The organism is Secundilactobacillus pentosiphilus, from assembly GCF_002217985.1.
GTDB lineage: Bacteria > Bacillota > Bacilli > Lactobacillales > Lactobacillaceae > Secundilactobacillus > Secundilactobacillus pentosiphilus.
On sequence record NZ_BCMI01000004.1, the window covers coordinates 141,155 to 155,610 of the forward strand.

Here is a 14,456-nt window from a genome sequence, read left to right on the forward strand (position 1 = left end):
GCGGGTACCAGTGCTCTTGTTAGAAGAGCTGGTGCCCGTCTTTATTTAGCTATTATTTTGACACCTGATCATGTACCTAGGTTTAGTTCTTCACGTGAATCACAAATTTGCCAGTCATGTGGTGGCCTTCAACGGTTTTATGAGCGTCGATGACGTTGTCGGCTGACCGGGGCAAGGTTCGCAGCTTTATTTGAAGCTGACCCGCAATAGCTAATTTGGCGAGGCTATCGTAAATCGGTGTCGTAGCGTGGGTAAATTGAAAAGCGACGTTTTTATCCGTTGAATTCAGTTGTTCTGAAGTGGGCTGACCGCCAACTGTGACGAGCTTGCCACCCGCTTTTAACGCTGCTAGACCATCTTCAATATCACCAGCAGTATCAAATACGGCGTCAACGTTTTTAATCGACTTAGCGACTGCGTGCTGGTGATAGTCGATGACTTGATCTGCACCCAGTTGTTTCAGTAACTCATGATGCGATGGACTGGCAGAAGCAATGACTTTAGCACCTTGAGCTTTGGCAATTTGAACCGCAAATAAACCAACACCGCCGGCACCGCCCTGAATTAAGACGGTGTCATTTGCTTTAACCTTCAGATTTTCAACAATGGCTTGATAGGCGGTGCCGCCAGCGATTGGTAAAGCAGCGGCTTGATCAAAGGATAGACCAGCAGGAATTTTGGCCATGGTTTCGGGTGCAGCGACGACGTAACTGCCGTAAGAGCCGTTATTATCTGCATGATCATTAGGAAGACTGCCAAAGACGCGATCCCCGACTTGGTAATCGGTAACGTTTTTACCGATCTTAGCGACCGTACCGGCAAAATCCCAGCCTAAAACTAATGGGAATTTCCAATTGCTTGAAAATTGTGACGGCAGCATACCCAGGCGTGCCGCCACGTCCATCGGGTTAATACTGAAAGCATTAACGGCAACCAACACGGTATCGTCGGTAACTTGTGGTTGATCAAGTTCCGTTTCGTAAAATTCATCTGCTGAACCAAATTCATTAATAACAATAGCTTCCAAATTAAAGTCCTTCTTTCGGTTAGTGATATGTTTCACATCAACCTTATCCTAACACTGTAAGCGCTTTAATAATAGGCAAAAGAACGTTTTATTAATATATTTAATAAAATGAATTTATATAATTGGCAATGCTTTACAGCTAGGAAACCACTTAACCTAAAAAATACCCCGGCAAAGTACGCCGGAGCAAGCTTTTTTATTTCAATTCTGGTATATGCCAGGCTTTGCGTAAAAACCTACGTCTTTCGAACGGACAGAATTTTTACCTGATAACTGCCATTCGGTGAACTGATCGTGACAATGTCGTCTACAGTGTGGTTCAGCAGTGCCTGCCCGATCGGCGACGAGAGTGAAATCTTATTGTGTTCAATATCAGCCTCCGGATTGCCGACTAATTCAAAGGTTTCTTCAGATTGGTCATCTTGGAATTGCAGGGTCACGCTTTTGCCGATTTCAATCACCGTGTTATCAGCGGGTTCGTACACCTGCGCATAGCGTAGCTGTTTTTTTAAATAGCGTAAGCGGCTTTCTAGATGGCGCAGGTCACGTTTGGCGGCACTGTATTCGGCATTTTCGGATAAATCACCCAGCGCCCGCGCATCTGAAAGGGCCTTGATTCGGCCGGGCCGTTCCTTTTTAGCGGCTTCGATTTCAGCGGCAATTTTGTCATAGCCGGCCTGGGTAACTTTATTAAAGTATGGTTCCATACAAAAACTCTTTTCTACTCAATTTTTGCGCCAAGGACGTGTTCGAAATGGCCTAGCGCCCAGTCTTGACCAGCAGGGGTCAATGCGGCGACACCGTCCTTATGGACAACGATATGATAGTTTAAGTTATAGGCATCCACCGCGGTATGAAGGACGCAAATATCGGTGCAGACGCCTACTAGATGAACGGTATCAACGTGGCGTTCACGCAGACGGATGTCTAAATCAGTGCCTGCAAATGCACTGTAGCGGGTTTTGTCATACATGTAGACTTTTTCGTCATTTCGATGGGCTTCAAACCAGGGCTTAAGCTGGCCGTAAAACTCGCGTCCCCACGTACCACGGACATTATGCGGTGGAAACAGCTTGGTTTCGGGATGGAACGGATCGTTTGGCTTGTGGACGTCAGTGGGCAAAATCACCCAGCTGCCATCGGCTTCGAACTGGTTTGCAAGTTTAATGATTGCCGGTTCCAAGACCTGTCCGGGTTTACCGCAGGTGAGGGCACCGTCATCATGGACAAAATCGTTCGTATAATCAATAATGAGTAACGCTTCGTTTGCTGCCATTTCATTGCCTCCGAGTGTTTAATCAAATTGACGTAGAAAAGCTGACAACTTACTGAGTCCCTTTTTTAAAGTGGCTTCATCAGTACAATACCCCAGTCTAGCGTGTCCTGGCAAGTCAAAACGCTCACCTGGGACCAATAAAACGCCGGTTTCTTTTAACAGTCGCAAGCAGAACGCTTCAGTTGATTCGGGGATGTCTAATTTGATACAAGATGTGGAAACAGCCTGAGGTAATACTACGCTGACACGGGGCTCAGAAGCCACCCAATTTTTAAAAATTGCCAGGTTGTTGAGTACCAGTTTGCGGTTACGCGCCAGTACTTGATCTTTATGCCTTAAAATGTAAACGGCTAGAATATCGTTCCAAACGCCGCCGCAGATCATGGTGTAGTCGCGGTATTTTCTAAATAAATCCGACATCTCAGCGTTAGCTGCGGTCCACCCAATGCGGATACCGGGAAACGAATAAGTCTTTGATAAGGAGTTAGTTGCGATACCACGGTCGTAGAGGTCAACGATGGACGTGAAATGATCGGTTTCGTTTAACGGCTGGTAAACTTCGTCAATTAAGATATACGCCCCAACCGTTTTTGCGAGATCAACGACCTGCTGTAAGAACGTCCGGTTTAGTAAGGTGCCCGTTGGGTTGTTAGCGTTGTTCAAACAAATCATTTTGGTGTTTGGCCGGATGAGCTGTTTGAGTTCTTCAATGTCCGGGTACCAGTTGTCCGCTTCATGGATATGCCAAAGGTCTACTTCAGCTCCCAGCGATCGTGGAATGTCGTATAGCTGCTGATAGGAAGGGTATTCACTGATAACGTGATCACCTGGTTCAATCAGTGAATAAAGCGCCAGGTAATTAGCACCGGTAGCACCGTTTGTTTGCAGGATCTGGTTAGGCTGCACGTGGTCATAAAGGTGGCTGACTTCGGTTTTAAATTCGGGAGAACCTTCGATCCAGCCGTAGTTCAATTTGGTGTGTGACAACTGGTTGTAAAGAAGGCTTGCATCGTCGCCCGTCATTGTTAGCAGTTCAGTCATGGTCATTGAATCAATCGTACTTTGAGAGATATCATATTTGGCGGTTTTTTCCCACTGATTAAGCCAGCTTTCAACGCCAAATTCTGTGATTTTCATTTGGGACTCCTTTATTAAATAGATTAAGATTTATTGGGTTTCATTGTGTTTCATGGGCGTAAAGGTTTTTAGTTACTTGAGAAAATTTATTGATGAATCTTGTTGACCCAATTAACAATAGTGTACAATAGAATGGGTTTAGAGCCAAAGGAGGGACATTAATTGTCGAGTGCGATCCGTAACAGAATGCAGTTACATCAACAGAATATTCAGTCAGTCTTGGCTGAGGTCTTTAATCATCAGCCAATTTCGCGAATTGAAATTTCACGAAATTTAGCACTTAACAAGTCTACGGTCTCCGCTCTATATCGGGATTTAAAAGAACAGGGATACGTGGAAGAACTGGGTGAAGGCGACGCTTCAAACGTTGGCGGCCGCAAACCCGTTTTACTCGCGATCAACCGGCAGTACGGCTACACCATGAACTTTGATTTTGGTTACCGTCACTTGCACGTCATGCAAAACAACTTATCTGGCGACGTTTTATCATACCGGCAGATAAACGTGATGGGGCTTAAAATTGAACAGATCTTACCCTTAATAAATGCTGAACTGAAAAACGTATCTGCGAAGGATAACACAAGTCACGGACTGTTAGGCATCAGCTTTGCGATTCATGGGACCGTTGATCAAAACAAGGTGACTTATTCGCCATTTTTGGCGATGGACCACGTTGATTTAGCCGACTATTACACCCAAAAATATCAGGTGCCCGTATTGCTGGAAAACGAAGCTAACGTTTCGGCAGTTTATGAACGCGACTTTAATGAAGCTAATGATCAGTTGGCAAACATGGTAACGATCAGTATTCACCGTGGGATTGGTGCTGGCTTGATCATTGATCAAAAGCTGCATCGCGGTGCCCATGGTGAGGCCGGTGAAATTGGCCGGTCAGTTCCGATTGACGGTAACTGGACTGGTACTCCCGGAAAAGTCGAAGACTATTGTTCCGAAGACGCCATCATTAATCAAATTCAGTATGAAAAAAATGCGACTGACATGACCAGAGAAGACGTTGTCCGTCTCTTTAATGAGGGCGATAAGGTGACTAGGTCAACTTTGAGCGGTTTCGTGAAGAGTGTCGCGGGAATCATTTACAACGCCGCGAATAATTTTGACCCGGATGTTGTCTTCTTAAGCTGTCCGCTGTTGGAGGCACTGCCAGAACTAGAACCGCGAATTGCGAGGTTCTATGCCAAAATGGCGCCATCCATTCTGGTGCCGATCAAGCAGACACCTAACTCTCATTACGCAACCTTATTAGGGGGTTGCTCGTTAGTGACCCGAGAAGTTTTAGGAATGGAAGACGCCAAACTGAATTTCAGTGCGAAGGCGCCCATTCAGTAAGTCGGGGCCGCTTGGCTGGATTACCGAAGATAAATGACAATAAACGACTGGTTTCCTGATTTTGGGAAGCAAGTCTTTTTTTGTCTGGCCGAAATTAATGGGATGAATTTGGTGTAGGAAGCATTTTATCCTTTGCGGTTAAAGTTTTTTCTTTGCTTTAAAGCCTGTCATTGATAACTTTGTAAGGCAATTCACAATAATTAATGGGGCGGGGGGTTGTATTTTTGAATGTAAGCGCTATACTAGGACTTGTGAGTTGGTTGTTTGAACAAACTAATCTAAATTGATTTCTAGTTTGAATTTAAAAAAATTTAGGAGGCTTCTTCATGGCTGAACAATTATGGGACATGGATAAGATTAAATATGTTGGTAACTCTAATTTAGGTTCTGGTGCTGAATTTCACTATTACAACCCAGACGAAGTTATTGGCGGTAAAAAGATGCGTGACTGGTTACGGTTCGCCGTTGCATACTGGCACACATTTGATCAACGTTTGGTAGACCCATTCGGTGATGGAACAGCAATGCGTCCATACGACAAATACACTGATCCAATGGACAACGCATTAGCTAAGGTTGATTACGCGTTTGAATTTTACAACAAATTAGGCAATGACTTCCTTTGCTTCCACGACCGTGACTTAGCTCCTGAAGGCGACACGTTACGTGAAACCAACAAGAACTTAGATAAAGTGGTTGACCGCATCGTTGACTATCAAAAGACCACTGGCATGAAGGTATTATGGAACACGTCGAACCTGTTCACTAACCCTCGTTTCGTTGCCGGTGCTGGGACTTCACCATACGCTGACATCTTTGCTTATTCAGCTGCTCAGTTGAAGCACAGTTTGGAAATTGGTAAGCGTGTCGGTTCTGAAAACTACGTCTTCTGGGGTGGCCGTGAAGGTTACGAATCACTTTGGAACACGAACATGAAGCTCGAACAAGAACACGCTGCTAAGATGTTCCACATGGCTAAGGATTACGCTAACGAGATTGGCTTCGATGCACAAATGCTGCTCGAACCAAAGCCAAAGGAACCAACGACTCACCAATACGACTTTGATGCCGCAACCACCATCGCATTCATGAAGGAATACGGTTTGGACAAAGACTTCAAGCTGAACTTGGAAGGCAACCACGCTAACTTGGCTGGTCACACTTACCAACACGAAATTCGTGTTGCCCGTGAAGCTGGTTTACTGGGTTCATTGGATGCTAACCAAGGCGACAAGTTGATCGGCTGGGATATTGATGAATATCCTTCAAACCTTTACGAGACAACTGCTGCAATGTACGAAGTTGTTGAAAACGGCGGTATCGGCCCTCGCGGTGGCTTGAACTTCGATGCTAAGCCTCGTCGTTCATCATTCGAAGCAAACGATCTATTCTACGGCCACGTTGTTGGTATGGATAGTTTTGCTGCCGGCCTGCGTGTCGCAATGAAGATGAAGGAAGACGGCGTTCTTGAAAACATCGTCAAGGAACGTTACAGTTCATACAATTCTGGCATTGGTGCCGACATCGAAAGTGGCAAGGCAACCTTCAAGACCCTTGAAGATTACTCACTGGACAAGACCCAAGCAGAATTACGTGCCGCAACTTCTTCAGATCACTTGGAACAAATCAAAGATACCATCAACCATTACATTGTTAATGTTTTAGGCAAATAATGTGATTTAAAAGAAGCAGCCAGTGGACCGATTGTCTGCTGACTGCTTTTTTCATTGGTATAATGAAAACAAAGGAGCGAAACTATGAATGAATACGTATTAGGGGTCGATCTGGGGACCAGCGCCGTTAAAGTGTCTGCGATGAACCGTGATGGTGAGATCGTTGCTCAGCAGAGTTTTGATTACCCACTGATTCAATCGCATCCCGGTTATAGTGAGCAGAACCCAGAAGATTGGGTATCCGGCACAACGGTAGCCATTGTCCGGTTGATTTTAGACGATCATATTAAACCAGCTGAAATCTCTGGGATCAGTTTTTCTGGTCAAATGCACGGGTTAGTCTTACTCGATGCCAATAACCAAGTTCTGCGGCCAGCCATTCTCTGGAACGATACCCGGACATCGAAACAGTGTCGCGAAATTGAGGCTAAACTGGGTTCGAAATTCGTTGATATTACTAAAAATAAGCCGCTTGAAGGCTTTACGTTGCCGAAGATGCTTTGGGTCAAGGAAAATGAGCCAGACATCTGGTCGCAGGCTAAAACCTTCTTGCTGCCAAAAGACTACGTGCGGTATCGGATGACCGGTAAGCTGGGCATGGATTACTCAGATGCCACAGGAACGGTCCTTCTGGACGTTAAAGACGGTCAGTGGAGCCAGGCAATTTGTGACGCCTTTGATATTCCTATGTCCATGTGCCCGCCTCTGATGAGGTCAATCGATTCAGCAGGAACGGTTTCTAGCAGTTACGCCGTCTTCTCAGGGCTTGATACCCACACGAAAGTCTTTGGCGGTGCGGCAGATAACGCTGCTGGTGCCGTTGGTGCCGGGATCTTATCACCTAACATGGTCCTTTCGAGCATTGGGACATCTGGTGTTGTACTGAAGTACGAGGAAGACCCAACCGTTGATTATCACGGTGTGCTTCAATTTGAAGATCATGCCATTCCGGATTCCTATTACTCCATGGGTGTGACCCTGGCAGCTGGGTATTCACTGAACTGGTTCAAGCGGACCTTTGCTAGCGACGATTCCTTTGATGATATGGTTGCTAGTGCAGCTGAATCAACCGTTGGTGCTAATGGGTTGCTTTACACGCCGTATATCGTCGGCGAACGGGCACCTCATGCGGATGCTGACATTCGTGGCAGCTTTACCGGCGTTGATGGGACCCACAAGAAGACCGACTTTGTTCGGGCGGTTTTGGAAGGCATTATTTTCTCATTTAAAGACATTATGAACATCTACGACGAAAACGATAAGCAGTTTGATACCGTTGTTGCTATCGGCGGCGGTGCTAAGAGTCCGCTATGGCTTCAAATCCAAGCTGATATCTTTAATAAGAAGGTTGTCAGCCTAACGAACGAGCAAGGGCCAGGCATGGGTGCTGCGATGATTGCCGCTGTTGGTTTGGGCTGGTTTAAGAACTTCCAGGAGTGTGCTGAGAAGTTCGTTCACTTCGGCAAGACCTACCTGCCAAACCCTGACAATGCCAAAAAGTATGATCAGCTGCACCAAATTTACGCGCAGGTTTATGATCAGACTAAGGGCATCAGTCAACAGCTTTTGGCATATCGGCGCGAAAATAATTGAGTTGTTGAAAGTGAAAAATGGCAGTCTGACTATGAGAAGTGGTTAGGCTGTTTTTGGCTTGGCTAGCAAAAAGATGGTTTCGTTATTGAAGGTTTCATTGGGTAAAAATGAATTTAGTAAAAGTCTTTAATTTAAATTAAAGATGGGCAATCTCTTATAGCAATTTTAGTTCTTCGTAGTATACTTCTTGCATTAGTGAGTTTGTAGAAGGTGGGTGAGCTGTATCGGTACAACGCTTGTCTTTCAGCTGCCAGTATATATTGACTGGCTTGATCGTCATAACCAACGTCACCTGATTACGGGGCGGCAGTTGGAGATGGCAATTCATGAGTTACTGCTTTCGCAGAGTCCGTGGACGGATGAGTGGCATACCGATGTCCCATACGCTACGGGAAATGAGAAGGGGACGGCCCGACTAGCTGCTGTGCGTGCTGATCATCAACACCACCGTGCTATTTTGACCATTCAATATCACCAGCCGGTCAATAGTGGACGTGACGCCGGCCAGTTAGCAGAGATCGTTGCGGTTTTTCTTAAAACAGTCATGAATCGTTTCTGTCAACGTAGCGTGTTTGGTGTGCAGCATACTCGTTTGGCAATTCGGATTGCTTAGCTGACCCATCTTAACCCCCCATTAATAGTAAGGTTCCCCAAGAATTTAAATAAAAAATTTGGAAGTGACTTATAGATGCCTCAACCTAACATGGAACCCGAGGAGATTATCGAAAAATTCGGTCTACCTTCATCTGGTGACATCATTGAAGCAATGGGCATCCCCCAAGCTGTTTTAGATAAGGAAGTAGCCGGCACGAAGGATTATCATAAACAGGGCAATAATCCGCCGAGTTATTTAAACGTCCGGAGCGTCAGCGAACTCGTTGAAGACGAATACGATGGTTTTGTGCAGGTGTTATATCATCAGGACAAAACTGAGATGCCATTTGATGAGGTGCTCGATTTGTTTAAACAACGGCTGAACCAGCATTTGACAAGCTACGTGATTGTTAAAAATACTGGCCGCGCCTACTTAGCCGATGATAGTGATCGGACAACGTTAAAAGTGTGAATAAAGAACCATTGATGACTGCCAGGTGGGGTAGTCTCAATGGTTCTTTTATTTATAAAGTGCTGTCAGTTGAGAAAACTCGGTATTTTAATGCCGAGATGAATCAGCGCCTTGGACGGTACCATTGTATTGATCTAACTGTGAAGCAATATATTGGCTCACAACTTCTTTAGAAACATGACTAAGCGTACTCATAAAGAAAATGGGAGACCAGAGATAGCCATTCCAAAGTAATTGTTTAGTTTCGGGAAATTGAATGAACCACTGTTTAGCTGAACCACCTTTGAAGGCTTTCACAATTGAAGAAGGCGCCAGCTCAGGCAGAAAGCTAATCACCATTTGAATATGATCTGGCAGCACTTCCATATTGGCAATTTTAACCGAGTGACCCACATTAAGTGAAAATTAAAAGCAGACACATTTGTCCGTGTGTGTTTAATCATACAATTGCCTCCAAATGCCTCTATTTCTGGATTCTAGCCATTCATTCTCGGACCTATGATAAAATATTAGGTATAAGGAGGGGAGAATAAATGACCTACCAAGGGATTAAATTACGGCTGTATCCTAATCAGGACCAGCAGCTGAAAATTAAACTAAATTTTGGCTGTAATCGGTTTGTGTGGAATCAAATGCTCAACATGTTAATCATGCGTCACCGGAACAATTCTGAAGCCAAGTTTTTAAATGCTTTCGCCTTGAATAACTTGCTGCCGGCGCTAAAGACTGAATATCCCTGGTTGAAGGACGCTGAAAGTACTAGTTTACAAGTCACTAATCACGACTTAATTGAAGCTTTTAAGCAGTTCTTCCAAAAGCAGCATGGCTTTCCTAAGTTTAAGTCGCGTAAGTACCCCAAACAGAGCTATCAGTGCAAAGCAGTCAATCACAATATTAAAGTCGTTGACCGTCACCACATTAAATTACCGAAGTTAGGGAGTGTGTCTTGTCGATCAGGTAGGCTTCCGGTCGGAAAAATCAAAAGAGTGACGATCCGATTGTCAGCTACGGGCAAATTCTACGCCAACGTGCTGGTGGATACCGACATTGAAGAATTACCCAAAACTTCCCAAGCTGTTGGCATTGACATGGGCGTTGCCGATTTAATGATCACTTCCGATAGCATCAAGTATCCCACAATTCGGTTTGATAAACGGCTCAGCAAAAAGAAGCATTACTGGGAGAAACGCTTAGCTCGTCGCAGGCGTCAAGCCGAAAAAGAGATTGCCTGGGACAAACATAATAAGGTACCGGAACCCCGGGAACTAAGCGACTTTAAAAACTACTTGAAAGCTAAACGCATGGTCGCTAAATACAGCGAAAAGATTGCCAATCAACAGGATAACTATCTGCACAGCATCACCAAAAAACTGGTTGAACAGTATGATGTGATTAAAATTGAAGATTTGAAAACCAAGAACCTTTTAAAAAATCACCAACTCGCCCGGGCAATCGCCAACCAATCCTGGCGAAAGCTTCGTATAATGCTGGAATATAAGTGCACCTGGTATGGAAAACAGCTGGTCACTGTTAATCCACGAAAAACATCCCAACTCTGTGCAACTTGTGGCTATGATGATGGTAAACACACCTTGGATATCCGCCAGTGGACCTGCCCTAACTGTGGCAGTAATCATGATCGCGATATCAATGCCGCCACCAATATTCTAAAAGCGACAGCATAGCCAAACGACCAACTGGGCTGGAACAGCCCTTAGTTAATAGCTGTAACCTCTGTGCAGCATTCCATGAATGTTGTGTAAGTCAGCGGTGTTTCTAGAAGCTCGTTACTTTAGTGACGAGTAGTTCACACGGTAATGGCGCGGTTATGCAGATGCGCACGGATTTCAGCGAACTGCTGGTTAGGGATCATTTCGACTTGGTTAGTCCAGCAGTCGTTAACGATGACAGCATGATCGTCATAGCCGATCATGACCAGCGCATGGGTGTGAAAGCCGTCGAACTCACCGACCCAGACTACGACCGGTCGATTTTGATCAATTTGCGCTTTTAAGGTAGGCAGGTCAGCCCCCGTTAAATGAGTTGCGTGGCCCGCGTACTTAGCAATTAAATCGATGAGAGCTGGCGGATAGATGCTGTTACCATTCTCCGTGAACGGATTACCGACAAATCCCTGATTACAATCCGAATCATCATAGGGCATTTCCCTAGCTAATTGGACTTTATCAACCTGGGCGCCGGTATATTGCAGGAGCATTGTTACCGCGGTAATTTCACAGCCAGTCGGTAATTCAGGCCGTTGGGCGATCAGTGGCACGTCTAGTTTTCTCATTTAATTGCAACCTTTCTTTTTTGTAAAGCATATCAGAAAACCACCATGATAGACAAGCAATGGCTGAATACTGTACTTTGTCACTATTCGATAATGAAAATGGCAAGCATAAATATTAAATAAAGATTAAATAAAGATGTGTATTTGTTCATAAATATGATAGAATATGAGTAATCGTTGTTGTGAATTAGATGCGTTGTCTAGGAGGAAAAGAATATGAAGTTCAATCCAAAATGGGCAGTTACCGCCAGCCTCGCAGGTTTAGCGTTAATACTCAGTGCGTGCGGCTCGAATAGCGGTTCGAGCAAAAAGCAGACGTTTACAATGCCTACCGACAGTGAATTATCAACAGTTGATTTGTCTAAATCCACTGCTTTAGGCACGTTTGACATGTTGAATAATACCAATGAAGGGCTATACCGTTTGGGCAATAATAGTAAACCTGAAACGGCATTGGCTACTAAGATGACACAGACGAATAATGGCCGTCATTACGTGATCGATCTGCGTCACAATACTAAGTGGAGTAACGGTGATACTGTGACCGCTAAGGATTTCGTTTACTCTTGGCAACGAACCGTTAACCCGAAGACGGCTTCCCAGTACTCATACTTGTTTAGCGGTATCAAGAATGCGGATGCAATTTCCAAGGGTAAAAAGGCACCGGATACATTGGGGATTAAGGCTACTGGCAAGTATCAGCTAACCATTGATCTGGATTATCAGATTCCTTACTTCAAGCTGTTACTCGGGTTCCCAGTATTCTATCCGCAAAACCAAAAGGCCGTTGATCAGTATGGCAAGGGTTACGGCACTAGAAGTGATCGAATGGTCTACAACGGTCCGTATAAGCTGACTCATTGGAACGGGACTGGTACGACCTGGACGCTGACTAAGAACAACACTTATTGGGATAAGAAAGCCGTTAAGATGAGTGCCATTAAGTATCAGGTCGTTAAGGATAACCAGACGGCTTTAAATCAGTATAATTCTAAGAAGCTGATTGGTGCCCCGCTGACAGGGAACCAGGCTAAAAACCTTAAGCATAACAAGGACTTAATTGCCCGGCCGCAATCCAGCAGCTACTATCTTGCTTTGAACCAGCACATGAAGTTATTCAAGAACCTGAAGATTCGTGAAGCCATGTCCATGGCAATCGATCGTCAGCAGATCACAAAGAAGGTCCTTGGCGATGGTTCAATTGTTGATAACAGCTTTGTTTCCAAGGGATTAGCTACCAACCCTAAGACTGGCAAAGACTTTACTGAAGATACTACCGCACCGGCTTCCATGAAGTACAATCCAGCCCAAGCGAAAAAGTTATGGCAGCAGGGGCTTAAAGAAACGGGGATTACTAACCCTAAGTTCACTATTCTAGGTTCCGATACGGATGCTGGCAAGAAGGTTACCGAATACCTGCAAAATGCGTTTGAAAAGAATCTGCCGGGATTAAAGGTTTCCGTTTCAAATATTCCGTTCCGAACCGAATTGGCTCGACAGGCTTCACGCAACTATCAAGTGACGTTTGCTAGCTGGTTTGCGGACTTCTCAGACCCGATCACGTTCTTGAACATTTACACCAAGAACAACCCAAGCAATATTTCTGATTGGTCTAACAGTACGTATGATCAGTTGATCAAAGCTTCCTCAACAACGGATGCGAACAAGCCAGAGCAACGTTGGGACGATTTGGTCAAGGCTCAAAATATCCTGCTGAAAGATCAGGGGATTACACCACTGTATCAATCTTCAGCACCATGGCTCTTTAACCAGAATGTGAAGAACGTGGTTTACAACTCAGCTGGAGCTAACTACAACTTTAAGACGACTTATATTAAATAGTTTCTGAAAAAACGCGGTGATTCCAGAATTTAAGCCAAAAATAAGACCTGTTCCGACAGCATTTGCCGGAACAGGTCTTATTTTGGTCTTAAAAGATAGAATCTGAGTTTGCGGCACGGGCTTTTCTAAACTTTTCATTATGTGTCGCTCCATTTTAGTTTTGATGTTTATTTTTGACTTCCCGATAGGCTAAGGCAAAGTTACCAATGGTTGCAGAACCGTTGTTTTTAGCCAAGGGCATAGTCATATAATCGGTTAGTTGGCCAACGTCTTGATAGTCGTTCATTAGTGCGGCAAATTCGTGACGGACCTTTTTAAGAAACCCTTCACTGACCACACCGCCACCAAAGACGATTCTTTGTGGCCGAATATGCAGTGTTGTCTGCAAAGCTGCTTGGGCGACGTAATAGGTCATGATATCCCATACATGATCAGTCAAAGGGATGTCTTGGCCTTTTTGACCAGTTCTGGCCTCAAAAGTTGGCCCCGCAACTAAGCCCTCTAAACAGTCGCCGTGGTAGGGGCAAATGCCCTTAAAAGCTAAGTCGTCGGGGTGTCGCTTCAACCGGACGTGACCGACTTCTGGATGACCTAAAGTCCCGACAAAAGTGCCGCCTAGTACCGTTCCGGCACCAACACCAGTGCCAATAGTGTAATAGGTAAGTGCGTTAAGCCGATGGCCAGTTTGCGCCGCGAGAACGTATTCACCGTAAGCTGACCCATTGACATCGGTGGTCCAGTAGATTGGGAGATCAAAGGCGGCTTTTAGTAGGCCTAAGAAATTGGTCTGCGACCAGCCTGCTTTGGGTGTGTCGGTGATGTAGCCGTACATCTCTGCGTCTCTGCGAATTTCAATCGGCCCAAATGAGGCAATCGAAATTGCCTGTAAATCTGAAAATTGCTTAAAGAAATCGATTGCTTTTTGGAGCGTCTCTTCGGGGGTTGTTGTTGGGTATTGAATCTGTTGCTTGACGTGATAGGTTTCATCGCCAACTGCGCAGACGAATTTAGTGCCGCCTGCTTCGATACTTCCTAATAGCATATCATTCACCACTTTACAGAATTAGTTAAAATCATTTAAAACGTGTTCAATAACTAATTTAGCATGCCGTCGTCGTTTAGGGAAAGGAATTTTTAACGCGTTACAAAAAAAACAATCTAAGATTAGTTCTGATATTAATCGATGAAAATCGACTAATATC

14 protein-coding genes are annotated in these 14,456 nt (G+C 44.8%); 7 read left to right on the plus strand and 7 right to left on the minus strand.

Annotated features, from left to right (window positions below; translation table 11 throughout):
* Positions 1–82: 82 nt before the first annotated feature.
* The 4 genes from CES81_RS03250 to CES81_RS03265 all read right to left on the minus strand — a co-directional run bounded on the left by CES81_RS03250 (position 83) and on the right by CES81_RS03265 (position 3,440).
* Complete coding sequence (locus CES81_RS03250) at positions 83–1,063, minus strand: NADP-dependent oxidoreductase (protein WP_225356338.1); 981 nt, start codon at positions 1,061–1,063, stop codon at positions 83–85.
* Between the two features lie 200 nt (positions 1,064–1,263).
* Positions 1,264–1,734 carry a transcription elongation factor GreA gene (gene greA / locus CES81_RS03255; RefSeq protein WP_089120660.1) on the minus strand — a complete coding sequence of 157 codons (471 nt, stop codon included), beginning with the start codon at positions 1,732–1,734 and terminating at the stop codon, positions 1,264–1,266.
* 14 nt (positions 1,735–1,748) lie between these two features.
* The gene (locus tag CES81_RS03260; protein WP_089120661.1) at positions 1,749–2,303 is read right to left on the minus strand and encodes a cysteine hydrolase family protein; all 555 of its coding nucleotides are present in this window, start codon (positions 2,301–2,303) and stop codon (positions 1,749–1,751) included.
* A gap of 18 nt (positions 2,304–2,321) precedes the next feature.
* A complete protein-coding gene (locus CES81_RS03265; protein ID WP_089120662.1) occupies positions 2,322–3,440 on the minus strand; it encodes an aminotransferase in 1,119 nt (372 codons plus the stop codon).
* A gap of 162 nt (positions 3,441–3,602) precedes the next feature.
* Between CES81_RS03265 and CES81_RS03270 the strand changes: the two genes are divergently transcribed.
* From CES81_RS03270 to CES81_RS03290, 5 genes are all read left to right on the plus strand, one after another.
* Entirely contained in the window at positions 3,603–4,787 is a 1,185-nt protein-coding gene (locus tag CES81_RS03270; RefSeq protein ID WP_225356339.1) for an ROK family transcriptional regulator, read from the plus strand.
* Positions 4,788–5,113: 326 nt separating this feature from the next.
* On the plus strand, positions 5,114–6,460 hold the full coding sequence (gene xylA / locus CES81_RS03275) for a xylose isomerase (RefSeq protein ID WP_089120663.1): 1,347 nt from the start codon (positions 5,114–5,116) through the stop codon (positions 6,458–6,460).
* An 84-nt stretch (positions 6,461–6,544) separates the two neighbouring features.
* Positions 6,545–8,053, plus strand: a complete 1,509-nt coding sequence (xylB, locus tag CES81_RS03280; RefSeq protein ID WP_089120664.1) for a xylulokinase — start codon at positions 6,545–6,547, stop codon at positions 8,051–8,053.
* Positions 8,054–8,267: 214 nt separating this feature from the next.
* Positions 8,268–8,666, plus strand: coding sequence for a hypothetical protein (locus tag CES81_RS03285; protein ID WP_089120665.1), 399 nt, complete (start codon positions 8,268–8,270; stop codon positions 8,664–8,666).
* Positions 8,667–8,741: 75 nt separating this feature from the next.
* Positions 8,742–9,119 (plus strand): hypothetical protein, encoded by a 378-nt coding sequence (locus CES81_RS03290; protein ID WP_089089159.1) that lies wholly within the window; start codon positions 8,742–8,744, stop codon positions 9,117–9,119.
* A gap of 87 nt (positions 9,120–9,206) precedes the next feature.
* On the opposite strand, the gene tnpA is transcribed toward CES81_RS03290, so the two are convergent.
* The gene (gene tnpA, locus CES81_RS03295) at positions 9,207–9,512 is read right to left on the minus strand and encodes an IS200/IS605 family transposase (RefSeq protein ID WP_225356340.1); all 306 of its coding nucleotides are present in this window, start codon (positions 9,510–9,512) and stop codon (positions 9,207–9,209) included.
* A 140-nt stretch (positions 9,513–9,652) separates the two neighbouring features.
* On the opposite strand from tnpA, the gene CES81_RS03300 reads away from it, so the two are divergent.
* Positions 9,653–10,804 (plus strand): RNA-guided endonuclease TnpB family protein, encoded by a 1,152-nt coding sequence (locus CES81_RS03300; RefSeq protein ID WP_089120666.1) that lies wholly within the window; start codon positions 9,653–9,655, stop codon positions 10,802–10,804.
* A gap of 122 nt (positions 10,805–10,926) precedes the next feature.
* Here CES81_RS03300 and CES81_RS03305 read toward each other — a convergent pair whose 3' ends face one another.
* The gene (locus tag CES81_RS03305) at positions 10,927–11,412 is read right to left on the minus strand and encodes a C39 family peptidase (RefSeq protein ID WP_089120667.1); all 486 of its coding nucleotides are present in this window, start codon (positions 11,410–11,412) and stop codon (positions 10,927–10,929) included.
* Between the two features lie 216 nt (positions 11,413–11,628).
* Here CES81_RS03305 and CES81_RS03310 point away from each other — a divergent pair, with 216 nt between their 5' ends.
* Positions 11,629–13,254 carry a peptide ABC transporter substrate-binding protein gene (locus tag CES81_RS03310; protein ID WP_089120668.1) on the plus strand — a complete coding sequence of 542 codons (1,626 nt, stop codon included), beginning with the start codon at positions 11,629–11,631 and terminating at the stop codon, positions 13,252–13,254.
* Between the two features lie 154 nt (positions 13,255–13,408).
* Here CES81_RS03310 and scrK read toward each other — a convergent pair whose 3' ends face one another.
* Positions 13,409–14,296, minus strand: a complete 888-nt coding sequence (gene scrK, locus CES81_RS03315; RefSeq protein WP_089120669.1) for a fructokinase ScrK — start codon at positions 14,294–14,296, stop codon at positions 13,409–13,411.
* Between the last annotated feature and the right edge of the window lie 160 nt (positions 14,297–14,456).